At 67.5% G+C, this 22,995-nt stretch carries 24 protein-coding genes; 11 read left to right on the forward strand and 13 right to left on the reverse strand.

The features are described from left to right. Window position 1: 1 nt before the first annotated feature. The 7 genes from ACIG5A_RS12745 to ACIG5A_RS12775 all read right to left on the reverse strand — a co-directional run bounded on the left by ACIG5A_RS12745 (window position 2) and on the right by ACIG5A_RS12775 (window position 6,066). Window positions 2-1,162 carry an anhydro-N-acetylmuramic acid kinase gene (locus ACIG5A_RS12745; RefSeq protein ID WP_397240310.1) on the reverse strand — a complete coding sequence of 387 codons (1,161 nt, stop codon included), beginning with the start codon at window positions 1,160-1,162 and terminating at the stop codon, window positions 2-4. Next, the gene (locus ACIG5A_RS12750) at window positions 1,162-2,691 is read right to left on the reverse strand and encodes a sodium:solute symporter (RefSeq protein WP_397240311.1); all 1,530 of its coding nucleotides are present in this window, start codon (window positions 2,689-2,691) and stop codon (window positions 1,162-1,164) included. The genes ACIG5A_RS12745 and ACIG5A_RS12750 overlap by 1 nt, the downstream gene beginning before the upstream one ends. A gap of 89 nt (window positions 2,692-2,780) precedes the next feature. Further along, window positions 2,781-3,707 carry an N-acetylglucosamine kinase gene (locus ACIG5A_RS12755; RefSeq protein ID WP_397240312.1) on the reverse strand — a complete coding sequence of 309 codons (927 nt, stop codon included), beginning with the start codon at window positions 3,705-3,707 and terminating at the stop codon, window positions 2,781-2,783. A gap of 46 nt (window positions 3,708-3,753) precedes the next feature. After that, window positions 3,754-3,993, reverse strand: coding sequence for a glutaredoxin family protein (locus ACIG5A_RS12760; RefSeq protein WP_397240313.1), 240 nt, complete (start codon window positions 3,991-3,993; stop codon window positions 3,754-3,756). A gap of 40 nt (window positions 3,994-4,033) precedes the next feature. After that, window positions 4,034-4,993 carry a TolB family protein gene (locus tag ACIG5A_RS12765; protein ID WP_397240314.1) on the reverse strand — a complete coding sequence of 320 codons (960 nt, stop codon included), beginning with the start codon at window positions 4,991-4,993 and terminating at the stop codon, window positions 4,034-4,036. Between the two features lie 85 nt (window positions 4,994-5,078). Then, the gene (locus ACIG5A_RS12770) at window positions 5,079-5,381 is read right to left on the reverse strand and encodes a hypothetical protein (protein ID WP_397240315.1); all 303 of its coding nucleotides are present in this window, start codon (window positions 5,379-5,381) and stop codon (window positions 5,079-5,081) included. Window positions 5,382-5,514: 133 nt separating this feature from the next. Next, a complete protein-coding gene (locus ACIG5A_RS12775) occupies window positions 5,515-6,066 on the reverse strand; it encodes a PadR family transcriptional regulator (protein ID WP_397240316.1) in 552 nt (183 codons plus the stop codon). Between the two features lie 91 nt (window positions 6,067-6,157). Here ACIG5A_RS12775 and ACIG5A_RS12780 point away from each other — a divergent pair, with 91 nt between their 5' ends. The 3 genes from ACIG5A_RS12780 (at window position 6,158) to ACIG5A_RS12790 (ending at window position 8,619) form a co-directional block, all read left to right on the forward strand. Continuing rightward, window positions 6,158-6,715 carry a hypothetical protein gene (locus tag ACIG5A_RS12780; RefSeq protein ID WP_397240317.1) on the forward strand — a complete coding sequence of 186 codons (558 nt, stop codon included), beginning with the start codon at window positions 6,158-6,160 and terminating at the stop codon, window positions 6,713-6,715. A 27-nt stretch (window positions 6,716-6,742) separates the two neighbouring features. Beyond that, window positions 6,743-8,047 carry a carotenoid oxygenase family protein gene (locus ACIG5A_RS12785; RefSeq protein ID WP_397240318.1) on the forward strand — a complete coding sequence of 435 codons (1,305 nt, stop codon included), beginning with the start codon at window positions 6,743-6,745 and terminating at the stop codon, window positions 8,045-8,047. A gap of 104 nt (window positions 8,048-8,151) precedes the next feature. Continuing rightward, window positions 8,152-8,619 (forward strand): SRPBCC family protein, encoded by a 468-nt coding sequence (locus tag ACIG5A_RS12790; RefSeq protein WP_397240319.1) that lies wholly within the window; start codon window positions 8,152-8,154, stop codon window positions 8,617-8,619. Here the strand turns inward: ACIG5A_RS12790 and ACIG5A_RS12795 are convergent, their stop codons facing one another. Next, on the reverse strand, window positions 8,620-8,898 hold the full coding sequence (locus ACIG5A_RS12795; RefSeq protein ID WP_397240320.1) for a hypothetical protein: 279 nt from the start codon (window positions 8,896-8,898) through the stop codon (window positions 8,620-8,622). 326 nt (window positions 8,899-9,224) lie between these two features. Between ACIG5A_RS12795 and ACIG5A_RS12800 the strand changes: the two genes are divergently transcribed. Continuing rightward, window positions 9,225-9,497 (forward strand): hypothetical protein, encoded by a 273-nt coding sequence (locus ACIG5A_RS12800; protein ID WP_397240616.1) that lies wholly within the window; start codon window positions 9,225-9,227, stop codon window positions 9,495-9,497. A gap of 93 nt (window positions 9,498-9,590) precedes the next feature. After that, window positions 9,591-11,000: a DUF1254 domain-containing protein gene (locus ACIG5A_RS12805; protein ID WP_397240321.1), complete on the forward strand. Its 1,410-nt coding sequence runs from the start codon at window positions 9,591-9,593 to the stop codon at window positions 10,998-11,000. Here the strand turns inward: ACIG5A_RS12805 and ACIG5A_RS12810 are convergent, their stop codons facing one another. Next, complete coding sequence (locus ACIG5A_RS12810) at window positions 11,001-11,444, reverse strand: group II truncated hemoglobin (RefSeq protein ID WP_397240322.1); 444 nt, start codon at window positions 11,442-11,444, stop codon at window positions 11,001-11,003. Window positions 11,445-11,555: 111 nt separating this feature from the next. Here ACIG5A_RS12810 and ACIG5A_RS12815 point away from each other — a divergent pair, with 111 nt between their 5' ends. The 3 genes from ACIG5A_RS12815 to ACIG5A_RS12825 all read left to right on the forward strand — a co-directional run bounded on the left by ACIG5A_RS12815 (window position 11,556) and on the right by ACIG5A_RS12825 (window position 14,936). Next, window positions 11,556-12,815 carry an epoxide hydrolase family protein gene (locus ACIG5A_RS12815; RefSeq protein WP_397240323.1) on the forward strand — a complete coding sequence of 420 codons (1,260 nt, stop codon included), beginning with the start codon at window positions 11,556-11,558 and terminating at the stop codon, window positions 12,813-12,815. Between the two features lie 145 nt (window positions 12,816-12,960). Continuing rightward, on the forward strand, window positions 12,961-14,190 hold the full coding sequence (locus ACIG5A_RS12820) for a cytochrome P450 (RefSeq protein ID WP_397240324.1): 1,230 nt from the start codon (window positions 12,961-12,963) through the stop codon (window positions 14,188-14,190). Window positions 14,191-14,198: 8 nt separating this feature from the next. Further along, complete coding sequence (locus tag ACIG5A_RS12825) at window positions 14,199-14,936, forward strand: TetR/AcrR family transcriptional regulator (protein ID WP_397240325.1); 738 nt, start codon at window positions 14,199-14,201, stop codon at window positions 14,934-14,936. 13 nt (window positions 14,937-14,949) lie between these two features. On the opposite strand, the gene ACIG5A_RS12830 is transcribed toward ACIG5A_RS12825, so the two are convergent. Further along, window positions 14,950-16,776, reverse strand: a complete 1,827-nt coding sequence (locus ACIG5A_RS12830; protein ID WP_397240326.1) for a TerD family protein — start codon at window positions 16,774-16,776, stop codon at window positions 14,950-14,952. Between the two features lie 94 nt (window positions 16,777-16,870). After that, entirely contained in the window at window positions 16,871-19,075 is a 2,205-nt protein-coding gene (pabB, locus tag ACIG5A_RS12835; RefSeq protein ID WP_397240327.1) for an aminodeoxychorismate synthase component I, read from the reverse strand. Window positions 19,076-19,155: 80 nt separating this feature from the next. Here pabB and ACIG5A_RS12840 point away from each other — a divergent pair, with 80 nt between their 5' ends. The 3 genes from ACIG5A_RS12840 (at window position 19,156) to ACIG5A_RS12850 (ending at window position 22,094) form a co-directional block, all read left to right on the forward strand. Next, window positions 19,156-20,220, forward strand: a complete 1,065-nt coding sequence (locus ACIG5A_RS12840; protein WP_397240328.1) for a phosphotransferase family protein — start codon at window positions 19,156-19,158, stop codon at window positions 20,218-20,220. 72 nt (window positions 20,221-20,292) lie between these two features. After that, window positions 20,293-20,823: a DinB family protein gene (locus ACIG5A_RS12845; RefSeq protein ID WP_397240329.1), complete on the forward strand. Its 531-nt coding sequence runs from the start codon at window positions 20,293-20,295 to the stop codon at window positions 20,821-20,823. A 140-nt stretch (window positions 20,824-20,963) separates the two neighbouring features. Continuing rightward, on the forward strand, window positions 20,964-22,094 hold the full coding sequence (locus ACIG5A_RS12850) for an NDMA-dependent alcohol dehydrogenase (RefSeq protein WP_397240330.1): 1,131 nt from the start codon (window positions 20,964-20,966) through the stop codon (window positions 22,092-22,094). 1 nt (window position 22,095) lies between these two features. Here ACIG5A_RS12850 and ACIG5A_RS12855 read toward each other — a convergent pair whose 3' ends face one another. Together ACIG5A_RS12855 and ACIG5A_RS12860 are read right to left on the reverse strand one after the other, a co-directional pair. Next, window positions 22,096-22,446, reverse strand: coding sequence for an iron chaperone (locus ACIG5A_RS12855; RefSeq protein WP_397240331.1), 351 nt, complete (start codon window positions 22,444-22,446; stop codon window positions 22,096-22,098). 42 nt (window positions 22,447-22,488) lie between these two features. After that, the gene (locus tag ACIG5A_RS12860) at window positions 22,489-22,989 is read right to left on the reverse strand and encodes a GNAT family N-acetyltransferase (RefSeq protein WP_397240332.1); all 501 of its coding nucleotides are present in this window, start codon (window positions 22,987-22,989) and stop codon (window positions 22,489-22,491) included. Window positions 22,990-22,995: the final 6 nt, after the last annotated feature.

Consider the following 22,995-nt stretch of genomic DNA (forward strand, 5'->3'; position numbering starts at 1 on the left):
CTCACCGGGCCAGCGTGAGTCGCAGGGGGATGGTGTAAGGCGTTGGGGGAAGGGCGAATCCGGCGCTCCCCGGTGTGATCGAACCGAGTATCGATGGACGCGCCGCGCCAGTGCATGCCGGGTGGCTGCCGGGGATGCCGTTCGCGGTGAGGAAGCCCAGGACGGCGAACGCCGCGGCTTCTTTGGCGCCAGAGGGCAATCCGAGCTCATCGGAGGTGCGCAGTGTCGCGGGGCGCAGCAGTTCGCGCAGCATCGCGAGCAGCGTGGGATTGCGGGTGCCGCCACCGGAGGCGATGACCTCGCTCGGTGCGTAGGGCGCGAGCGCGTCGGCGATGGTGTGTGCGGTCAGTGCGGTCACAGTGGCGACGATATCGTCGGGCGCCAGCGTGCGGCCCGCCAGCGTGCGCTCCAGGTAGGTGCGGTGGAACAGCTCCTTGCCGGTGGTCTTCGGCGGCGCCGCACGGTAGTACGGCTCGGCGAGCAGCGCATTCAGCAGCTCGTCGTCGACCTGCCCGCGCGCGCCGCGCACACCGTCGCGGTCGACGTGTTCGCGCCCGCCGGTGACGAGCTCGACCGCCGCGTCGATCAGCGCATTGCCGGGCCCGGTGTCGAAGGCGACCGGGATAACGCCCGTGACGGTCACGTTGGCGATGCCGCCGATATTGAGCGCGGCGGCCCGCCCCGGCCGCCCGGCCAGCCACAGCACGTCGAACAACCCGACGAGCGGAGCCCCTTGTCCGCCCGCCGCGACGTCGCGCGGCCGGAAGTCGCTGACCACCGGCAGTCCGGTGCGTTCGGCGATCCAGGCGGGCTGGCCGAGCTGCAGGGTGCCGCGCACCGTCCCCTCATCGACCCAGTGGTAGACCGTCTGCCCGTGTGAGGCGACGAGATCGGCTGTGCCGTCGAAGAGTTCGGCTACGGCATCAGCCGCCGCGGCGGCGAAGGCCTGTCCTATCGCGGTATCCAACCGGCAGACCGTCGCCATATCGATCGCGCCCGGCGGCAAGGCGGCGATGAGTTCGGCGCGCAGCCGATCGGGATAGGGCCTGCTGAGCTGTCCGGCGATGTCGACCCGAAGTGTGCTGTCGCGCAGGACGATCTCCGCGCCGACCGCGTCGATCGCATCGTGGGAGGTACCCGACATCAACCCGATGACGCGCACTAGGCCACCGCCGCAACGTGTTCCGGCGGCGCCGGGGTCGGCGCGGGATGCAGGAGGCTGCTGAGGCCACCGACGACAAGGGTGACCAGCACGCCGATCGGCACCAGCCACTGTGCGGCGATCCCCTTTTCGACCATCTTGCCCGCCACCGTGACGTCGATCTTGACGACCCGCACCACGAAGGTCATCACGAGCACGGTGACCACGAAGGCCACCACCGCGTCGATCTGGTTGGCGCGCTTGATGAATTTGCCGAGCAGGAAGGCGCCGAGCAGCGCGCCGTAGGTGTATCCGGCGATGGTGAGTGCGGTGAGGTACACATTGCCGGTCGTCGCGCTGAAACCCATGGCGAACAGCGCCATGAGCACCGCCCACACCAGCGTCATCACCCGGGCGAGCCGCAGCATGGCGTCGTCGGGGATCTCGCGGCGGGCGAAGCTGCGAATGATGTCGGCCACGGTCGAGTTCGCCATCGAATTCAGCGCCGAGGACAGCGAACCCATCGCGGCGCCGAGTATGCCCGCGACGAGCAGTCCGGAGATCACCACCGGCAGCCCGTGCAGGATGAAGTTGGGGTAGATGCCGTCCGCGCTGGTCAGGCCGAGCTCCTTCGGCGACTTGCCGCCGTTGTAGGCCCACAGCAGCGCGCCGACCAGCGAGAAGGCGGCGAACTGCACCGCGACGAAGATCCCGGAGCCGATTATCGCCTTCTGGCTGTCACGCAGCGAGCGGGTGGCCAGGATGCGTTGCACGATCAGCTGATCGGAGCCGTGCGATGCCATCGCGAAGATCGCGCCGCCGAGGATCGCGGTCGGCAGGGCGAAGGTGTTGGTGAGGATGTGCGGCAGGGCGAAATCGGTGTCGAAGACGCGGAACTTGCCGCCGTGCAGCGCATCCGACCAGCCCGATGCGCCGACGCGGCCGGTGAGCACGCAGATCGCGATGATCGCGCCGGTGAGGTAGAGGCCCATCTGCAGCGCATCGGTCCAGATGACCGCCTTGATGCCGCCGAGGTAGGTGTACACCACGGTCAGCAGCGTCAGCGCGACGATGATGACGTCGTAGCCGATGGTCAGCCCGAATTCGCTGAGCAGCAACTTGATCGGGATGGCGGAGGCGAACAGGCGCACGCCCTCGGCGAGCAGCCGGGTGAAGACGAAGGTCACCGAGGCGACGCCCTGCAGATACCGGCCGAAGCGCAGGTCCAGATATTGGTAGGCGCTGACGAATCCGCCACGCTTGTACAGCGGGATGAGCGCGATGGCGACGATGGTGCGGCCGATGATGTAGCCGATGGCCAGCTCGACGTTGCCGAAGGCCTGATCGGTGTAGGCGCCGCCCGGAATCGAGATGACGGTGAGCACACTGGTTTCGGTCGCGACCACCGAGAAACACACTGTCCACCAAGGCATTCGGCCCTCGCCGACGAAATAGTCGGTGCTGGACTTCTGCTTTCCGGACAGGCGAAGACCGACCCACGCGACGATGACGAGGTAGGCGACGATGACGGCCAGGTTGAGTGCGTTCATCGCAGCTCCCGGTGACGCGACGGACTGAATGAAAACTAGTGTCAGTCGTCACAGCGAAGCTGTCAATGATTGTCAGCCGATTCGTGTCATCAGCCGATTCGTATGACCAACGCCTCCAACGCGGTTGCCGTATCGAGGGCGAGCAGCGCCGCGCCGTCGATCGGCTCGCCGCGTGCTTCCCGGTGGGTGACCGCGTGGGCGATCGATCGATTGAGCGGATCGAGCAGGGGCGCACCGAGTTTGGCCAGTCCACCGGTGATCGCATACGGCACCGGCCAGCGCAGGCCCGATCTGTCGATGGCGGCGAGGACGGTGCGCGCGAGCGCGTGCCCGGCGGCGGTCATGATGGCCGCGGCGGTCGCGTCGGTGGCGGCGGCCGTGGCGACGAGGGGTGCGAGCCGAGCGGCGACCAGTGCCGGATTGTCGTGCTGGCCGAAGTATTTCGGCAGTTCGGTGGGTGGGACGCCGTAGTGCTCGGCGACCAGCTCTGCCAACTGGGTGCGCGGCCCGCGTCCGTCGAACGAACGCAGCGCGGCCCGCACCGCTTCGATCCCGATCCATCCGCCGCTACCCTCGTCGCCGAGTAACGGACCCCAGCCGTCGACCCGGGTGAATCGCCCGGCCGCATCGACCGCGGTCGCCACCGCCCCGGTGCCCGCGGCAAGCACGATGCCCGGCGACCCACCGAGCGCGCCGGCATGCGCCGTGACGGCGTCGGAGGTTACGACAACCGCTGTCGCACCAGGAATATCGGCCAGTTGCCGCGCGAGCAACCCAGCGGCCTCCGGCGCCGACGCGGCCCCCGCCGCACCGACCGCCAGCGTGAAAGCGGCGTCCTGACCCGCGATTTCGTCGACAACAGCGCGAATCGCCGTGTCCGCAGCGCCGACTCCACCGGCGCTTGCCAGTCCAGGCGCACCGGCCGCCTCGGCGTGCCGGGTCTGCTGTCCGCCGATCCGCAGTGAGCCACGGCATCCGGTCTTCCCGAGGTCGATCGCGAGCACATGGCTGATCATGGGATCACTGTGCCCCTTCGACGCCCCGCTGTCATCCGAAGAACGGTTAGAGCACGGCGCGTATCTCCGCCACGCTGGGATTGACCAGCTGGTGCCCGTTCACGATCACCGTCGGAGTGATCTCGTCACCCCCGGTGATCGCCCGCACCTCCGCGGCGGCGGCCGGGTCGCGAGTGATGTCGATGCGCTCGAACGGGATCCGCGCCAGCCGCAACCCGGCCGCGAGCCGCAGACAGTAGGGGCACCACGGCCGCCAGTACACGATGATCGGTGCGGCGTCGCTCATGGCTCGAGCCTAAGCCGGGCCGAACAAGACCGCCGGGTTTTCAGGAGAGCGCGGGGACGCGGACGCGCCAGATCTGAGTGGGCAACTTGTCGCCCGTGCCGGATTCGAAGACGATCCAGGCGCCGTCGGGAGACCAGCTCGGGGCGCCGTCGTAGCGGTCGGAGTTGGTGACCTGGATGGGTTGGCCGGTGCCGTCGGAGCGGGTGATGTAGAGCCGGGCGTTCTTGGCGCCGCCGTGGTTGGTCGAGTAGACCACCCATGTGCCATCGGGGGAGAAGCTCGCGTCGGTGTCGTCGTCCGGGCCGGTGAGCAGCGGTACCCGATTGGTGCCGTCGGGGGACATCACGATCAGGTCGGCTTGGTCGGCATCCTTGGCCCGCGACTGGAAAATGATCTTGTCACCGCGCGGGGACCAATTCGGCTGGCGGTTATCGGTATTCGTGGCCGGTCCGTCGACCAGTTTGGTCAAGCCCTCGCCATTCGGGCGGATCTTCCAAATGCTGCCACGCGCGGCGGGAGAGTTCTGATCGGTGTTCTCCTGGAAGACGATCCAGTCGCCGTTCGGGGAGAAGGTCGGCTCGGTGAAGGGGAGCGCGTGCTCACCTGCTTTCACCTGCTGCGGCGCGCCGCCCGGCGCGAGGGTCCAGATCTCGGCCCGGTCGGTGATGTCGTAGGAGAAGGTGATCAGGCCGGTCGGGCCGTTCCACGCCGAGCCGGGCATGTTCACCGCGGATTGGTCGCCGTCGCGTACCAGCTCCTCCCGTGCGCCCCCGGTGCTCGGCATGCGGTTCAGGCTGGCGCCGCCGGCGTTGTAGCCCTTGAAGAACTCGGTGAATATCAGCGTCTTGCCGTCGGGGGAGTATGCGGGGTTCTGTGCGCTGGCAGGGCCGGGCGGCGTGTACAGCAGCTCGGGTGCGTTCGGCTCGGCGTTCGCGTGCGCGGCCAGTGAGATCAGAACAACGGGCACGATGAACAGCACCGCGGGTGTCTTCTTGATCATGAATTCACCGTAGTGAAGTCGAATGCCACCGCGGCAGCCCGGCAAACTGCCGTCTCGCGCGACGGCGGACCACCGTGACGCCGGATCACTGTGGAGCTTCGGTGAACTCCACATCCGTGCCGTTGAACGTGAGTTCGCCCGCGGCATCGTGATGCAGCGTCAGGAAGGCCACGCAGCGGCCCGCGATCCAGTTCGCGAGTTCGGCGGAGGCGACGCCGTCGGCGACGCGCAGCGCGGCCTTGGTGAGCGGGTCGGCCGAGGCGACGGTCGCGTAGACGGTGAAGCCGCTCTTGGTCGGCGGCCCGGCGAACACGGCGACGACCTGATCGGCGCGCACCCAGCAGGTTCCGTGCGCGGCCTGCCCACGCAACCACAGCATGCCACTCACGCTGGTACCTTGCCCGCGTTCGGCTCCATGCGGCTCTCCCGAAGTCGTCATCCCATCCGAGGATGCTAGTCAGGATCGGCGAGATTGCGACCCGATCGACGAGTCACTGTGCGAGCGAGGACGACTCGGTGATCTATTTCTTACGCGCGGTACGCTCCGTCATCTTCTGACGCTCGGCCATCTCATCGAGCGCCCACTGCGCCCACTGCTGGTTCATCGCATAGAAGCGCTGACCCCATTCCATCGCGATACGGCCGTACAGGGAGAAGTCGTCGTCGTCCCACTCGATGCGCGCCTCGAGCTCCGCCAGCTCGGCCTGTGCCTTGGCGGTGCCCGTCTCGATGCCGGTGAAATAGTCGCGGGCCTGTGCCTGGCTGACCACGCCGAGGAAGAACACCCGCAGCAGCATTTCGTTGCGCTGCACGCGTTTCGGCTTGGTTTCGGTGAGCCACTCGCGCAGCTGCGTGCGCCCCTCGTCGGTGAGCGCGTACTCCTTGCGCCCGCGCGCGCCTTCTTCGCGCACCACGATCAGTCCGGTGTCGGCGAGTTTGGTGAGCTCGGTATAGATCTGGCTCTGGGTGGCGGGCCAGACGTTGGCCAGTGAGGTCTTGAATCGCTGCAGCAGGTCGTAGCCACTGGCCGGACGATCGGCCAGCATCCCGAGCAGGGCGTTCCGGAGGCTCATACCCAGACTCTACATTCCAGTATTGACATGTCGAGAGACGAGGCTCTACATTCGACATGTCAAAACAGGAATATCGAGGAGCTCGTCGAACATGTCTTACCTGCGTACCTTCGCCCCCTGGATCGCCTTCGCGGTGATTCCCTCGCAGCAGTGGCAGTGGGCGGCCCTGGTCGCGCTGCTCCTCTCCGTGGTCGAGATCGCCAGGCAGACCAAGGCGGGCCGCAAGTGGGACGCGCTGATCATCGATATCGGCACCGCGCTCTTCTTCACCGCGCTGACGGCGCTCGCCTTCGCCGACCCGGATACCGCGCTGCACGACTACACCCCCGCACTGTCCTCCGGCGTGCTCGCGGTGATCGCGGGCGTATCGCTCGCCGTGCGCAGGCCTTTCACCTTGGCGATCGCCAAAAACTCCGCGCCGAGGGAACTGTGGGAGCATCCGGGGTTCATCCGGACCGCGTACGTCATCACCTCGGTGTGGACCGCGAGCTTCGCCGTCGGCGCGATCGCGCTGACCTTCCTCGCGCACAGCGGGACGCCGCGCACCATCGCGCAGGTCGCGGCCTTCGTGGTCCCCATCGTCTTCACGATCCGCTACGTCGCCCACCTCCAGTCGAAGGCGAAGTCGGCCGGTATCGCCACGTCCTGAATTCCGTCGATCGAAATCGGAGCCATCATGACCGCACCCGCCCATCTGGCAGGCAATTTCGCGCCGGTCACCGAGGAACTCACCGCCTACGACCTGCCGGTCACCGGCCGGATCCCCGCCGAGCTGTCGGGCTGGTACCTGCGCAACGGCCCGAACCCGCACGCCGCCGCCTCCGCGCACTGGTTCCTGGGCGACGGCATGGTGCACGGCGTGCGGATCGAGAACGGCCGCGCGGTGTCCTATCGCAACCGGTGGGTGCGCACCTCCACCTTCACCGACGGTGCGCGCGTCTATCAGGACGGCAAGCACGATCTGACGGCCGGTGTCGCGAACACCCACGTCATCCGGCACGCGGGCCGCACGCTCGCACTCGTCGAATCGTCGTATCCCTACGAGCTGACCGGTGAGCTGGACACGGTGGGCCCCTACGATTTCGACGGGACCCTGCGCACCGCGATGACCGCGCATCCCAAGACCTGTCCGACCACGGGTGAGCTGCACTTCTTCGGCTTCGAGGTGACCGGCGCGCCCTACCTGACCTATCACCGTGCCGACGCCGCGGGCACTCTGCTGCTCAGCCGCCCCATCGACGTGCCGGCCCCGACCATGCACCACGACTTCAACCTCACCGCCGAGCATGTCGTATTCATGGATCTGCCGGTGGTATTCGACCTCGCGACCGCGAAAGCCGGTGGCGGCATGCCGTTCCGGTGGCGCGAGGACTATCAGGCCAGGCTCGGCGTGCTGCGCCGGGACGACCCGCACGGCGAGGTCCGCTGGTTCCCGATCGACCCCTGCTATGTGTTCCATTCGCTCAACGCCCACGACGAGCCGGGCCGCATCGTGCTGTACGTGATGCGCTATCCCGAACTGTGGCGGGCGAATTCGGCCGCGTTCGAGCGTTCGAGCCTGTGGCGCTGGACCATCGACCTGACCACCGGCACCGTGGCGGAGGAGCAGCTGGACGACCGCGAGGCCGAATTCCCCCGCGTCGACGACCGTCTCATCGGCCTGGACGCCCGCTTCGGTCATGCCACCACGTCCACCGAATCCGAGGTCGGCGCCCTGCTCCGCTACGACCTGCACACGGGTGCGAGCACCGCCCACGAGTTCGGCCGCGGCCGCATCGCCAGCGAGGCCGCGTTCGCGCCCGCCGACGAGAATGCCGGTGGCGCAGGCTATCTCATGGCGTACGTGTACGACCCGGAGACCGATCGCAGCGACCTGGTCATCGTCGATGCCGCCGATCTCGCCGCTCCCGCGGTGGCCACCATCCACCTGCCCGCCCGGGTACCCCAGGGTTTCCACGGCAGCTGGCTCGCCGACCGGTAACCGATGGCGGTGCGTATCGCGCACCGCCCCAGCCCTTTCCGTTCGGCGGGCAGGCGCCGCGGCGAACGCTTATGTTCGTAGGAGCCGAACAGGAAGGGCATGGCATGGGGCATGTCAGTTATCGCGCCGAAGGCAAGGCTCCGGTCGAGTTCGCGTTCGAATACGTGGCCGACTACCGGAACCTGCCGCGCTGGGTGTCCGTCGTCAAGCACTACACACCGGTGGGGGAGCAGACCCGTGGCGTCGGTGCGGTCTTCGACAGCGCGGTGAATCTGGGCCCGATAACACTGCACCTGCGCGGCGAGGTGATCGAGTGGGAGGACAACGCCGTGCTGGCGCTGCGCGCGCTGAAAGGTATCGAGGGCGTCGTCCGCTGGACGTTCGAGGGGATCGACGAGCACCGCTCGAAAGTCGAAGTGGTGGTCGATTACACGGTGCCGGGCGGACTGGCGGGGCGTGCGCTCGATCGGGTGATCAAGGCGCTCGTCGTCCCGACGATCAGGTACGCCGAGAAGCACCTGCGCCACCAGATCGAATCCGCCTACGCCGATTCGGTCGGGCGTACGCGCTGATCAGCCGATGACCGCGTTCATGATGGTGCCCGCACTGGTGGCGACCACGCCGCCGATCATGGCGCCCGCCACCATCTTCGGGGATTCGAGACCACCGCCGGTCCACTTCTCCCACGCGAAGCGTCCACCGGCATAGATGATTCCGCAGATACCGGACAAAAGGACGAACCAGGTCAGGTAGCGGACGAGAAGCAGGATCTTGTCGGACACCGGCGGCGCCTGCGGCGTCGGGTTGCCGATCTGCGCCAACAGGGTGTCGTATGCGGTGGCCAGGATCATTCGTGCTGCTCTTCCGGATTCGGGACAGGAATGGGGATTCGCTCGGGGGAATGGTATCCCGTTTTGGGCATACCGCGCAGTCGGCTCGGCCATGTTGTCGCCGTTCGCCGAAACCTTGCGGGAGTCGGCGCAGGTCGGGATGATGGGTGCCAGGACGCGGCGGTGGAATACGGCGGCGTGCGCGCGGGCGTTGGCGGACTTGCCCGTATCCTCGGTGGTGGTCGAATTAGCCGGTGGCCGAACAACTTTCAGATGATCTCCGGCAACTCGGCAGCAGCATGGTCGCAGAGGAGAGGGAGCAGACGGTGAGCATCATCCTGACGTCGATGGGGGACACCTTCACGACGCTGGCGCAGATCGGAAACCCGACTCCGCAGGCACCCCCGCTATCGGACAAGCTTCTGCAGATGGTCCGCTACCTGACCTGGTTCGCGATGCTGTCCGGAATCGTCAGCATCATTTACGCGGGCGGCCGTTTCGCCTGGGAGAAGTGGTCCGGCGGGGCACTGCAGTCGCCGAAGATGGTGGCGGGCGCGATGATCGGCGGCGTCGTGGCAACCAGTGCCGGCACCATCATGAACGCCATCATCGGCACCTGAGCGTCGCTGCCGCACTCATGGGCTAACTCCTGGCATACTCTCGCTTCGTCTCTCGAAGTTGTCCGATCGGACCGGTGAGCAGGGAGTAAGCCCATGGGTGTCGGCATATCTCGCAGGATGTTCGGCCTCGCGGCGGCCTCCTCGATGGCGTTGGTGGCGTGCGGAAAATCGTCGGATGACACCGTGGCCGCGCCGACGACGAGCGCGCTGCCGATGGATCCGCGCTCGGTCGCCACCGATGCCTACGTCTTCGGCTATCCGCTGCTGGTGATGGACGCGACCAGGTCGGCCTTCCTGGAATCCGTACCGGTCAACCGGTTTCAGCACGCCACCACCCTGCCGACACCGGCGAACAAGCAGGTGGTGCGGATCAATCTGGACACCCTGTACTCCTCCGCCTGGCTCGACCTGGCCGCCGAACCGCTGGTATTGCAGGTGCCCGCCATGGATCTCGGCCGCTACTGGCTGATGCAGGTGATGGACGCGTGGACCAACACCGTGCACAATCCGAGCAGCGTGCGGCCGCAGACGGCATCCAATCCGGATCCGGCCACCTTCACCTACGTCCTCACCGGACCCGGCTGGACGGGCACGCTGCCCGCGGGCGCGGCCCACCTGCCCATGCCGACGCCGATGGCCTGGCTGCTCGGCCGCGTGCAGGTGAACGGTCCCGGTGATCTGCCTGTGGTGCGCGCGATTCAGGAGCAGATCAAGCTGGTGCCGCTCAGCGCATGGCCCGCGGGCAAGGATCTTCCGGCCGCCGCGCCGACGTCGCCACCGCATCCGGCCGTGCCGCCGCCGCAGCAGGTCGCCGAGCTCGAACCCCGTGCGTTCTTCGACCGCCTGTGCGCACTGCTCGCGGTGAACCCGCCCGCCCCCGCCGACGCGCCCGCCATGGCGCGCTTCGCCACGCTCGGCATCCGGCCCGGTGGCGCCGTCACCGGCATCGCGGACCCGGATCTGGCCGCGGCGGCCGACGCCGCCAAGAAGCAGATCGCGGATTTCCGCGACCCGAAGGCCAGGAACGGCAACGGCTGGTTCTTCGATCCGGATATCGGCAGCTACGGCACCGACTATCCGCTGCGCGCCAATATCGCCCAGATCGCGCTCGGCGCGAACCTGCCGCAGGACGCCATCTATCCGACGCTGGTCGGCAACGCCGACAGCAACGGCGCGCCCAACCGATTCCGGCTGCACTTTCCGCCGGGCAAGACCCCGCCGGTCGACGCCTTCTGGTCGCTCACCGCCTACGACGCCGACAGCTACCTGGTGCCCAATCCCGCCAACATCTATGCCATCGGTCATCAGGTTCCGGTGGTGCTCAACCCCGACGGGTCGCTGGATCTGGCAGTCCAGAGCGAGGATCCGGGTCCGAGCGTGCCCGCGGGCAACTGGCTGCCGATCCCGGCGGCGGGTGTCTTCTCGCTGACGATGCGCCTGTACGCGCCGAAAGAGATAGCGGTGGACGGAAGTTGGTCACCACCCGGGCTCACGCCGGTCTAACTATTCGTCGCCGTCCCAGGTCCACCGCGGCACCGCGCGGATGGGATGGAGTTGGTCGTCGGTTTCGGCGTGCGAATTCTGCTGTGCCACTGCCGATCCGAACTCCACGTGGGAGCGGACCGCGGCGCGGAAGGCGGCGTCGTCGAACAGGCCCGCCTCCTCGAACGTTTCGAGATACACCTCGACGAAACGTTCCCGCTGTTCGTCGGTGATCTGCAGTCCGCGATGCACGGCGATGAGGTAGTCGAACCCCAGCCGATCGGTGAATCGTTCCGGCCCGCCGAAGGATTCGGCGGTGAACCAGGTGAGGTGGTCGACGTGGAGTGGGCGGCGCTCGGTGAACAGGGTCTTGAGCACCGGGTCGGCGAGCGCCTTCTCGTAGAAGGCCGCCTCGACCCGATGCAGCACCTCGTCGCCGCCGGCGTGCTCGTACAGACTGGTCATGGCTTCCATTACAGGCCCGCGCGCGATCCGGCGCATACGGTTTCCGGGCCGAAGATTTTCCCGATTTCGTTAGGAACGAACCTGTCCTAAGGGGTTCCTAGCGTAGGCGTCATGACCAAGACAGCACAGGACATCCGACCCTTCCGCATCGAGATACCGCAGGATCGGCTCGACGATCTGCACGCGCGGCTGGACAACACGCGCTGGCCGACTGAACTGCCCGGGGTGGGCTGGCATCGGGGTGTGCCGGTCGGCTATCTGAAAGGTCTTGCGGCACACTGGCGCAGCGGCTTCGACTGGCGGGCGCACGAGGCGCAGATCAATCGGTACCCGCAGTTCATCACCACCGTCGGCGAGCAGAACATTCACTTCCTGCATGTCCGCTCGCCCGAACCGGCCGCGACCCCACTGCTCCTGCTGCACGGCTGGCCCGGTGGGTTCACCGACTTCCTCGATGTCATCGGGCCGCTGTCGGATCCGCGTGCGCACGGCGGCGATCCGGCCACCGCGTTCCACCTGGTGATTCCCTCACTGCCGGGGTTCGGGTTCTCCACGCCGCTGGCCGGGCCCGGAATGAACGGCGCCGCAATGGCTTCGGCACTGCGCGAGGTGATGGCCAGGCTCGGCTACGACCGCTACGGGGTGCACGGCTACGACACCGGCGCGTGGGTGGCGCCGCACCTCGGCACGCAGGATCCCGAGGCAGTGATCGGCGTGCACGTCAACGCCATGATCACCTTCCCGATGGGGATCGAGGGGGAGATGGACGGTCTCAGCGAGGTCGAGCAGCAACGCTGGCAGCGGATGCAGAACTTCAACGACGCTTACCTGCAATGCAATTCGAAGCGTCCGCAGACCGTCGCCTTCGGGCTCAGCGATTCACCGGCCGGTCAGCTCGCCTGGATCATGGAGAAGTTCAAAGAGCTGAAGGTGCCGGAGGAGGCGCTGCCCGAGGAGATCATTGATCGCGACCGGATGCTGCTCGATGTGTCGCTGTACTGGCTGACCGGGACCGCGGCGTCGGCGGCGCAGATCTACTACGAGGAGATCACCGCGAACGATTGGAGCGCGGCGGCCACCGCCGCGTCGTCGGACGGCGCCGAGTGGTCCGGCGGTGCCGAACAGACGGATGGCGCTGGGCAGGCGGACGACTGGGGTGCGGGCGCGGGCGAGTGGGCCGCCGCCGCGCGCGGCACGGTGCCGACCGCGGTGCTCGTCTCCGCACACGACGTGACCGTCCGCCGCTGGGCCGAGCGTGATCATCACATCGCGCGCTGGACCGAGCTCGGCTACGGCGGGCACTTCCTGTCGATGGAGGCGCCGCAGGCGCTGATCGATGACCTGCGCGAATTCTTCGGCAAGCTGAGCTGAAACCCGATGGCGTGGTCCGGCATAAAAGTAAACAGGTTTTAGTAAACACTGTTCACGAGACCGGTTTCTGTGGTTCCATCTCACTGGAACGTGTTCCACACAACGTTGTGAGGTCTGCGTCAAGCCAGACCGGTAGGAGATAGCCGTGACCACGCCCTCGATCCCCGCGGGATTCGATTTCACCGACCCCGACCTGCTCGCCGCCCGCCTGCCCATCCAGGAATTCGCGGAACTGCGCCGCACCGCACCCGTGTGGTGGTGTGCCCAGTCCGGCCGCGCGAGCGGTTTCGACGACGGCGGCTACTGGGTGGTGTCCAAACTGGCCGACATCAAGGAGATTTCGAAGAATCCGGAGGTGTTCTCCTCGCACGAGAACGGATCCATCATCCGTTTCAACGAGGAGACCACCCCGGAGCAGATCGGCATGCTCAGCGACATGCTGCTGATCAACCTCGATCCGCCCAAGCACACCAAGGTGCGCCGCATCATCTCCAAGGGGTTCACCCCGCGCGCGATCGAGGGCCTGCGGGCCGCGCTGACCGAGCGGGCCGCGCGAATCGTGCACGAGGCCAAGAAGAACGGCGGTGGCGACTTCGTCGAGCAGGTCGCCTGCGAGCTGCCGCTGCAGGCGATCGCCGAACTGCTCGGTATTCCGCAGGTGGATCGCAGGAAGATCTTCGACTGGTCCAACCAGATGATCTCCTACGACGATCCCGAGTTCAACGGCGATCACCACGCCGCCACCGCCGAGGTGATGGGGTACGCGTGGAATATGGCCGAGGAGCGCCGCAAGTGTCCGGCCGACGATATCGTCACCCAGCTGGTGAACGCCGATATCGACGGTGAGCACCTGGCTTCGGACGAGTTCGCGTTCTTCGTGATCCTGCTTTCGGTGGCGGGCAACGAGACAACCCGCAACTCGATCACGCACGGTATGAAGGCGTTCGTCGACAATCCTGAGCAGTGGGAGCTGTACAAGGAGCAGCGCCCGCGCACCGCCCCGGACGAGATCGTGCGCTGGGCCACCCCGGTGAATGCCTTCCAGCGCACCGCGACCCGCGACGTCGTGCTGGGCGGCGCGCAGATCAAGCAGGGGCAGCGGGTCGGATTGTTCTACGGTTCGGCCAATTTCGACGAGGACGCCTTCGAGAACCCGTTCGGCTTCGATGTGCTGCGCAATCCGAACCCGCACGTCGGATTCGGCGGTACCGGCACCCACTACTGCGTCGGCGCGAACCTGGCCAGGATGCAGATCGATCTGATGTTCAACGCCATCGCCGACGCGATGCCCAACCTGCGGCAGAAGTCCGATCCGGTGCGGCTGCGCTCGGGCTGGCTGAACGGCATCAAGCGGTGGGAAGTCGAATACGCTTGAATCGACTGGTGACAGAGCGAAGCGAAGCGGCAAAACCACGTGGCCGCGCGCCGGTGGTGACCGACGCCGACATCCGGCGCACGGCCCGTGCGCTGCTGGTCGAGCAGGGGCCGGACGCGGTGACGCTGCGCGCCATCGCGCGTGAACTCGGCATCACCGCGCCCGCACTGTATCGCTATTACCGTTCGCTCGACGATCTGCTCGACGCGCTCCGCCTGGATTTCTGCGCCGATCTCGCGGCCGAACTGGCCACCGAGCTCGCCGCACTGCCCGACGACGGCGTACTGCAGTTCCTGGCCATCTGCAAGGGTTTCCGGCGCTGGGCGCTGGCGCACTCCAGGGAGTACACCCTGGTGTTCGCCTCGCCCGGGGCAGGCCGGTCCCAGGCGCTGCGGCGGTTCAACGAGCCGTTTGGGCGCATCTTCCTGGCGAGCGCGGGCAGGCTGCTCGCCAACTACGACATCATCACCACGCCCACCGATGCCATCCCGGCGGAACTGCGCGAGGATCTGGTGCACTTCCAAACCGAGCTGCTCGCGGCGCTTTCCGAGTCCGGCCAGAAGTTCCCTGCCGAAAAGCTGGACCTCGGCGTCACCTATCTGATGATCCAGCTCTGGGCTCGGTTGTACGGCCACGTCACCTTGGAGGTGTTCGGCAACTATCCGATCCCGTTCGACAATCCCGAGGTCCTGTTCGACGCTATGCTCGTCGATCTCGGGCGCAGTGCGGGCTTCATCACGCCTTAATCTCCGAAGGCGCTCAGATGCGCGCGCCCTTGGCACGATTGCATGCGCGGCACAGGATCTGGAGGTTGGTCGCCGAGGTGGCGCCGCCGCGGCTGAGCGGGATGATGTGATCGAATTCGAGGTAGTGGCCGTCGCCGCATTCGACGCACTTGCCGCCGTCGCGCTGCCACACCTCGGCCTTCACCTCCTGCGGGATGCTGCGGGTGTCGCGCTGGCCCGGTGTCAGGATGAGGCGCTTGGCCACCCGCAGCGCGCCCTCCAGCGCCGCTGCCACATAGTCGGGATCGTGCACGTCGAAGGTGGCGCCGCCGCGCGCCGACGTTGCCGCGATCACCACGCTGCTCTGCTCGACATGCACCGAAACCACACGGGACCACGGCAATTCGGTCCCGGTGCCGTCACCGACGAAGCGCAGCTTCTTGTTGCTGCCGATCAGCCTGCCCTCGGTGAGCTTCGGGCCGCGGGCGAGCTGGCGGACATGGGTCGCGGCCAGGTCGACGTGCACCCGTTCCTCGGGGTCCAGATGCAGTCCAGGGGTACGCACCGTCGGCAGCTCCCCGGCGCGCAGCCGAGACAGCGTGCGGCCCCGATGCATTCGCCTGCGCAGGTCGTCGATGAGCGGGCCGGTCAGCGTCAGCTCGGTGACCGCGTGCTCGAAGGCGTCCAGCTCGGCCTGCTCGACCTCGCCGTCGGCGAAGGCGAAGGTGACCAGCCGCTCCACGTAACTGAGCCCGACATCGCGCAGCGCTTGCCGCCCCGCCGCTTCGTCGATGCGCTGATATCGCAACGATGCCCACAGCGCGTCCCAATCCGCACCCTGTGTCCCGGAGGTGGTCAACACCCGCCAGGCGCGCGAATGCCAGTGGGTGAGGAATTCGTCGATCTCGCGCGGGCAGCTCTCGCACGCCGCGAGGCCGCCGAACATCTTGCGGCGCAGCGGGTTACCACAGCGGGCGCAATGGCGTGGGCGCAGGGTGGGCGGGGTGTGTGTCGCGGTGGTCCATTGTGCGCCGTCCCACCAGCGCAGGCGCGCGGGACCCTCCGGATCCGGATGCCAGTCCGCGCGTGCCGGATTCGGCGGGGGCGGGGGCGGTGCGGGTTCGGCGGTGTGATTCGTTCGCGTGAGATCCACCCGCCGGGTCTGCTGCGGCCGAGTGGAGTTCGAAGCCTCGATCGGCAGCGGCAGCGGCAGCGGCTCGGTGGCGGTTCGCTGCCGGTCGAGTGGTTCCGTGTGCGCCATTCCCCGCGGCAACGGGTCAGGCTGTGCGGCAGGCCGTCTCGCCGCGACATCGGGCGATCCGGTTGCCGTGCGCGGCCGCTCGGCCGGTCGAGGCGTCTCCGGTTCGTCCACGCTCACACCGAATTCGGTGACCAGCCCGGCCAGCCCGCTCGACCACCCCTGGCCGACCGCGCGAAACCGCCACGCCCCGTCCCGGCGATAGAACTCGCCGAACATCATGGCCGACACCGAATCCGAGTCCTCGATCTCGAAGGCGAGCAGCGCGCCGTCGGCGCCGTGCACGGTCAACGTCAGACCGGCGATATCGCCGAACGATCCCTCGTCGACGGAGCCCGCGACGACGATGCGATCCACCTCGGCCTCGGTGCGCGGCAGCGAGACGCTCAGCCTGGCCGTGCGCGGCGCGGGCTCTTGATCGAGCGTCACCGCCTGCGAAACGTGCCTTGGCGCGTTGAAGAACACCAGATCCCGGTCGCCGCGTACGGCACCGCCGGTCAGCAGCAACGCGTGCGCGTCGACCGCATGCGCGGACTGCCACGAAATGACCACGGCAAGAAGCGATGTCGGGACGGCTGCGTTGGCGCCTTTGCTGAGTTTCATCGTCCTCGAACTATGCCACGAGCCACCGACACGCCGAATTCCTCGCCCCTGATGCTCGGCGATCCGCGCCGGTCGGTATGCCCTCGGGCGGTGCTCAGTGTGCGACGGGATGCTGTGCGGCCCGGAAGGTGGCCGCCGCCTTGAGCACCATCTCGTGATACTCGTCCTCGGCATCGGAATCGAGCACGATGGCGCCGCCCGCGCCGATGCGCCAGCGGCCGTCGTGGCGCACCGCGGTGCGGATCACGATATTGAGGTCGGCGGTGCCGCCGAGCCCGAGGAAGCCGATGGTGCCCGAATAGATGCCGCGCGCTTCGGTTTCCAGCTCATCGATGATCTCCATGGTGCGCAGCTTCGGCGCACCGGTCATCGAGCCGCCGGGGAAACAGGCGCGCACGCAGTCGATCACGTCGACATCGGGGCGCAGCGTGCCGCGCACCGTCGAAACCAGTTGATGCATGGTCGTATACGCCTCGGTGGCCATGAGTTTCGGCACGTGCACGCTGCCGATCTGGCAGACCCGGCCCAGATCGTTGCGCAACAGGTCGACGATCATCAGGTTCTCGGCCCTGGTCTTGGGGCTCGCGGCCAGCTCGCGGGCCAGCCGCTCGTCCTCGGCCGGTGTCGCGCCGCGCGGTGCGGTGCCCTTGATCGGCTTGCTCTCGACCGTGCGCGCGCGGTCGATCTTGAGGAAGCGCTCCGGTGAGGAGCAGGCGATTTCGAGGTCGTCGAACCGGAGGTAGGCCGCGTACGGCGCGGGATTGCAGCGGCGCAGCGTGCGATAGAACTCGAGCCCGTCGGATTCGGCGGCGGGCACGGTGACGCTGTCGGTGAGGCAGATTTCGTAGGATTCGCCCTGGCGCAGGCGATCCAGGCTGATCGCGATATCGGCGAGGTAACGGTCCCGGCCGCGGGTGAGCCGCGCGGCGACCGCCTCGGTATCCGAATCCACCTCGAGTTCGGGCGGATTCGACCAGGTGGGCAGGGATTCCATGATCTCGCGGGTATCGCGCAGCCAATCCGCGCCCGCCCGTAAGGAATCCGCGGCCGCGTGGGTGAGCGCGAGCAGATGGGTGTGCCCGGCCACGTGGTCGACCACCACCAGCCGGTCGGCGAAGATCCACTGGGCATCGGGCGTCGGTGCGCGGTGGACGGCCTTCGCGCCGCAGTCGGCCTTGACCTCGTACCCCAGATAACCGACGTAGCCGCAGGCGAAATCGAAAGGAAGATTGGGGATGTCGGTGCGGCGCCTGCGTAGCTCGCCGGCCAGATAGTCCAGCACATCGCCGGGTACGGTGCGCCTGCCGCCGTCGGCGGATTCGACGACGACCGCGCCCTCGCCCACCCGGTAGCGGACCACCTCCGCGAGCGGGCCGCTCGCGTCGCCGAGGAAGGAGAACCGGTCGAGGCCGAGTTCGACGTGCTCGCTGTCGAGCCAGAACGCGGTGGGTGAGTCGCCGTAGAGGCGGACGAAGGCGGTTTCGGTGTCGATCGGGCGCTCGATGACGGCGTGCTGTAGTCGCCACGATGGCGCGGATTCGCCGGTGCCGTACCGGCTTTCCGCCTCGCCGGGGAAACGGGTCTCGCCCCGGATCGAGGGCATATCGCTCGGATCGCCGACGCTGGCGAAGTGCGGCGGCTCGGCGACCGGCGGCGTCGTCCGCCCGGCCACCGGCGCCGGTGGCTGCGGTCTCGGCACGCCGTCCTGCCGCACCGGATGCGCCGCCGTCAGTTTCGCGAAATTGCGCAGCAGCGCCGCGCCTTGCTCGCTGGAGATGGATTCGGGATGGAACTGCACGCCCCACTGCGGTCTGCTCCGGTGCCGCACCCCCATGATCACGCCGTCCTGCGCGACCGCCGTGATCTCCAGCGTGTCGGGCAGCGGCCGCTCGGCGGCCAGCGAGTGGTAGCGCACGGCGGTGAACTCCGGCGGCACGCCCTCGAACAGGCCGCGCCCGTCGTGCTCGATCCGGTCCAGGTAGCCGTGCCGCGCGATCGGGGCCGCGGTCACCGCCCCGCCCGCGGCCACCACGATGCCCTGATGGCCCAGGCATACCCCGAGCAGCGGGAGTTCGGTGTCGCGGATGATCGCCGCCGAGATCCCCATATCCCTGTGCCGGTCGGGACGGCCAGGGCCCGGCGAGATGACCACGTTGTCGAACCGCGCCAAGTCCAGACCTGCGAGATCGGCGACCTCGTCGTTGCGCACCACCGTCGGCTCTACCCCGTTCACCTCGCTGATCAGCTGATACAGGTTGTAGGTGAACGAGTCGTAGTTGTCGACGAGCAACGTGCGCATGATGGGACGCAATCTACGCCCCGCCGATACCGACCAACTGTGGTCGGTTGCCTTCAGTTTGTGAGCGGGCGTGGTGCACAATGTGGGGCATGTCTGTAGCGCAACCGGTCGAGGTGGATCCCGCCGTTGTCGATTTCGCCGCCGTCGGCAAGTGGATGGATGAGCAAGGTCTGCCCGCGGGTGAATTCGAGCAGGTGGCCGCGCTCGGCGGCGGAACCCAGAACATCATGCTGCGCTTCGCCCGCGGCGGCCGCGACTACGTGCTGCGCCGCGGCCCGAAGCATCTGCGGGCCAAGAGCAATGAGGTCATCCGCCGCGAGGCCAGGCTGCTCGCCGCGCTCGACGGCACCGGGGTGCGCGCGCCGCGGGTGATCGCCGCCTGCCCGGACGACGGGCTGATCGGCGCGGTCTTCTACCTGATGGAGCCGATCGCGGGCTTCAACCCGCAGACCGAACTGCCCGAGCGATACGCGAACGACGCCGAGGCGCGCAAGCAGATGGGGCTGTCCGCGGTGGAGGCGATCGCGCGGCTCGGGTCGGTCGACTACGCGGCGATCGGGCTCGCGGACTACGGCAAGCCCGAGGGCTTCCTGGAGCGTCAGGTGCCGCGCTGGCTCGCCGAACTGGAGTCGTACTCGACGCTCGACGGTTATCCGGGGCCGGAGATCCCCGGCGTCGCGCGGGTCGGGGAGTGGCTCGACCGCAACCGGCCCACCGAGTGGACGCCCGGAATCCTGCACGGTGACTGCCATTTGGCGAACATCATGTTCTCCTACGACCGGCCCGAGGTGGCCGCGCTGGTGGACTGGGAGATGTCGACCATCGGCGATCCGCTGCTCGATCTCGGCTGGCAGATCGCCACCAGGCCCGCGGCGGGCACCGTCGGTTCGGCGTTGATCGGCAAGCTCGGCCAGGTGGGCGGGCTGCCGACGCCGGAGGAGATGGCCGCGCACTACGGGCTGTTCTCCGACCGGGATCTGAGCGCGGTGCCGTGGTACACGGTGCTTGCCTGCTTCAAACTCGGCATCGTGCTGGAAGGGACGCACGCGCGTGCCTTCGCGGGGAAGGCGCCCAAGCAGGTCGGCGACTTCCTGCACGCGGTGACGCTGGAGCTGTTCGAGCAGGCGCATCGCATCATGGAATGAGTGTCGGAATCTCGGCGAGAGTTGGCGGGATATTTATGGATATAGATATTCTGCCACTCTAAGGTGTGGGGCATGCCGATCGTTCCTGATGTGAAGAACTGGACCTGGATACTCGAACGGGCCTGTCCCGAATGCGGTTTCGACGCACCCGCGACCGAATATGCGGCGGTACCCGGCCTCACTCGCGACAGTGCCCGCCGGATGGTCGCCGCCCTCGAGCGCGACGGCGCGTCCGTCCGCCCGGACGAATCCACCTGGTCGACGCTGGAATACGGCGCCCACGTGCGCGACGTGTGCCGCCTGTTCGACACCCGTCTGGGTTTGATGCTCGCCGATACCCCGGAGGGTCCGGTGCCGCGCTTTGCGAACTGGGATCAGGACGTGACGGCGGTGGAGGAGCGCTACTGGGAGCAGGATCCGGCCCGGGTGGCGGTCGAACTCGCCGAGGCGGCCGAAAAGATCGCGGCTGCTTTCGAATCCGTGCCGCCCGTCGACCTCGGCAAGCGCGGTGCGCGCAGTGACGGCTCGGTTTTCACGGTCGAATCGTTTTCTCGCTACTTCATCCACGACCTCGTCCACCACGTGCACGACGTGCGTGCCTGAGCCGTATTTCTAGAACCTGTTCGCAGGCGGATGGCCGCTCTGCTGATGATTTTTCGGCCGACTACTAGAACGCGTTCCAGTTTTCTCGTAGTGTGGGTGCAGTCACATATAAGCACGTGCACGCGAGAGGGTCGACAGGAATGAAGACGAAGGGCGCGATCCTGTGGGGGATCGACCAGCCGTGGTCGGTGGAGGAGATCGAGGTCGGCGATCCGGTCTCCGGCGAGGTGCAGATCCGGCTGGAGACGGCGGGCATGTGCCATTCCGACCACCACATCGTGACCGGTGCGACACCGATGCCCGCCTTCCCGGTGATGGGCGGCCACGAGGGCGCGGGCGTGATCACCAAGCTCGGGCCGAACTGCCCCGCCGACCTCGCCGTCGGTGATCACGTGATCCTGTCGTTCATCCCCGCCTGCGGACGCTGTCCGGCTTGTGTGAGCGGCAATATGGCGCTGTGCGATCTGGGCGCGGGCCTGCTGAGCGGTCTCGCGATCAGCGACGGCACCTACCGGATCCAGGCGCGCGGCCAGAACGTTATCCCGATGTGCCTGCTCGGCACCTTCGCGCCGTATATGACGGTGCACCACACCTCGGTGGTGAAGATCGACCCGACCATCCCGTTCGAGGTGGCCTGCCTCGTCGGCTGCGGAGTGCCGACCGGCTTCGGTTCCGCCACCCACGTCGCGCAGGTGACGCCGGGCGACACCGTGGTCATCGCGGGCATCGGCGGCGTCGGCATGAGCGCGCTGCAGGGCGCGGTGCTCTCCGGCGCGTCGAAAGTCATTGCCATCGACCCGAATCCGTGGAAGCGCGAGCAGGCACAGAAGTTCGGCGCCACGCACACCTACGAGAGCATGGCCGCCGCCATCCTGCCCATCATGGACGCGACCGAGGGCCGGATGGCCGAGAAGGTCATTCTCACCATGGGTGAAATGCACGGCGACTACGTCGAAGAGGGCCTGATCCTCACCGCCAAGGCGGGCACGCTGGTCGTCACCTCGATGGGCCGGATGGACGCGGGCGACGTCAAGATGAACAGCTTCCTGCTGTCCATGCTGCAGAAGACGGTGAAGGGCTGCATCTTCGGCGGTGGCAACGCCCGCCAGGACACCCCGCAGCTGCTGCGCCTCTACAAGTCCGGCCAGCTCAACCTGGACGACATGGTGACCCGCACCTACTCCCTGGAGGACATCAACCAGGGCTACCAGGACATGCTGGACGGCAAGAACATTCGCGGCATCATCAAGTACACCGAAGCCGACTGGTAGATCACCGGCGCCGCTCGGCGAGCAGTGCGGCGATCCGTGCGATCAGGTCGTACGGCACCGGCTTGCCGAGCGGGAATTGCAGCGTGCCCTTTCCGGCACGGTAGGGCTCGATGGCGGCCTCGAATGCCTTGTCGCCCTCCGGTATCGGATAGACGCTGATGTGGTTCTTCCATCCCGCGAAGTGAACGACGCTGTGGCCGTTGAGTTGCACCGTCGGGATCCCGTAGCTCATCGCTTCGGCGCCGCCGGGCAGCGCCTGCCGGAGCGTGCGCCTGATGTCCCCGAGGATCACTCGAACATCCTCGGGGAATGCCGCGATGTACGCGTCGACGGTCTTCGCCTGTTCCGCCACGATCACTCCTCTGTCCGAGAAATATCCGGCCGGCTCAGCAGCCTACAGCTCCTTGCGGTACCAGCACTCGGCATAGGGCTCCCCGTTGTGCGGCGCCGATTCCGCATATCCGTTCCCGGTGTACAACGCCCTGGCCTCCACCAGGTCGCGGCGCGTGTCGAGCACGATGCGCTCGGCGCCGAGCGCACGCGCCGCGTCCTCGGCGGCCGCCAGGAGCGCGGCAGCGCCGCCCATGCCGCGCAGCTCGATGCGGAGGAAGACTCGTTTCAGCTCCGCGGTCGCCGGATCGAGCAGATGGACTCCCGCCGTTCCGGCCGGTGTACCCCGGTACCGTGCGACGAGGAGAGTGCCTGTCGGCGGGGCGAACTCGGCTCCCGTCGCGGCGGCTACTCCGCGGTCGAGCTCGTCCGGGTCGGTGTCGCGACCTTCAGTGCGCCGGTACCAGCGGTCGCTGACCTCGGTGTAGTAGGCGCGCCAGAGTGTGGCCGCGACAGGGGAATCGAAGGGTTCGGGTGCGACGGTCCAGGCGCCCGTGCTGATCATGGGCGC

The sequence above is a fragment of the Nocardia sp. NPDC052566 genome, assembly GCF_044547285.1.
Taxonomy (GTDB): domain Bacteria; phylum Actinomycetota; class Actinomycetes; order Mycobacteriales; family Mycobacteriaceae; genus Nocardia.

What these genes read in the sequence shown, in the direction of transcription:
- ACIG5A_RS12750 (WP_397240311.1), bottom strand. Translation starts at nt 2,691, where the DNA reads ATGAACGCACTCAACCTGGCCGTCATCGTCGCCTACCTCGTCATCGTC.
- ACIG5A_RS12755 (WP_397240312.1), bottom strand. Translation starts at nt 3,707, where the DNA reads ATGATCAGCCATGTGCTCGCGATCGACCTCGGGAAGACCGGATGCCGT.
- ACIG5A_RS12760 (WP_397240313.1), bottom strand. Translation starts at nt 3,993, where the DNA reads ATGAGCGACGCCGCACCGATCATCGTGTACTGGCGGCCGTGGTGCCCC.
- ACIG5A_RS12765 (WP_397240314.1), bottom strand. Translation starts at nt 4,993, where the DNA reads ATGATCAAGAAGACACCCGCGGTGCTGTTCATCGTGCCCGTTGTTCTG.
- ACIG5A_RS12775 (WP_397240316.1), bottom strand. Translation starts at nt 6,066, where the DNA reads ATGAGCCTCCGGAACGCCCTGCTCGGGATGCTGGCCGATCGTCCGGCC.
- ACIG5A_RS12780 (WP_397240317.1), top strand. Translation starts at nt 6,158, where the DNA reads ATGTCTTACCTGCGTACCTTCGCCCCCTGGATCGCCTTCGCGGTGATT.
- ACIG5A_RS12785 (WP_397240318.1), top strand. Translation starts at nt 6,743, where the DNA reads ATGACCGCACCCGCCCATCTGGCAGGCAATTTCGCGCCGGTCACCGAG.
- ACIG5A_RS12790 (WP_397240319.1), top strand. Translation starts at nt 8,152, where the DNA reads ATGGGGCATGTCAGTTATCGCGCCGAAGGCAAGGCTCCGGTCGAGTTC.
- ACIG5A_RS12795 (WP_397240320.1), bottom strand. Translation starts at nt 8,898, where the DNA reads ATGATCCTGGCCACCGCATACGACACCCTGTTGGCGCAGATCGGCAAC.
- ACIG5A_RS12800 (WP_397240616.1), top strand. Translation starts at nt 9,225, where the DNA reads ATGGGGGACACCTTCACGACGCTGGCGCAGATCGGAAACCCGACTCCG.
- ACIG5A_RS12805 (WP_397240321.1), top strand. Translation starts at nt 9,591, where the DNA reads ATGGGTGTCGGCATATCTCGCAGGATGTTCGGCCTCGCGGCGGCCTCC.
- ACIG5A_RS12810 (WP_397240322.1), bottom strand. Translation starts at nt 11,444, where the DNA reads ATGACCAGTCTGTACGAGCACGCCGGCGGCGACGAGGTGCTGCATCGG.
- ACIG5A_RS12815 (WP_397240323.1), top strand. Translation starts at nt 11,556, where the DNA reads ATGACCAAGACAGCACAGGACATCCGACCCTTCCGCATCGAGATACCG.
- ACIG5A_RS12830 (WP_397240326.1), bottom strand. Translation starts at nt 16,776, where the DNA reads ATGAAACTCAGCAAAGGCGCCAACGCAGCCGTCCCGACATCGCTTCTT.
- pabB (WP_397240327.1), bottom strand. Translation starts at nt 19,075, where the DNA reads ATGCGCACGTTGCTCGTCGACAACTACGACTCGTTCACCTACAACCTG.
- ACIG5A_RS12840 (WP_397240328.1), top strand. Translation starts at nt 19,156, where the DNA reads ATGTGGGGCATGTCTGTAGCGCAACCGGTCGAGGTGGATCCCGCCGTT.
- ACIG5A_RS12845 (WP_397240329.1), top strand. Translation starts at nt 20,293, where the DNA reads ATGCCGATCGTTCCTGATGTGAAGAACTGGACCTGGATACTCGAACGG.
- ACIG5A_RS12850 (WP_397240330.1), top strand. Translation starts at nt 20,964, where the DNA reads ATGAAGACGAAGGGCGCGATCCTGTGGGGGATCGACCAGCCGTGGTCG.
- ACIG5A_RS12860 (WP_397240332.1), bottom strand. Translation starts at nt 22,989, where the DNA reads ATGATCAGCACGGGCGCCTGGACCGTCGCACCCGAACCCTTCGATTCC.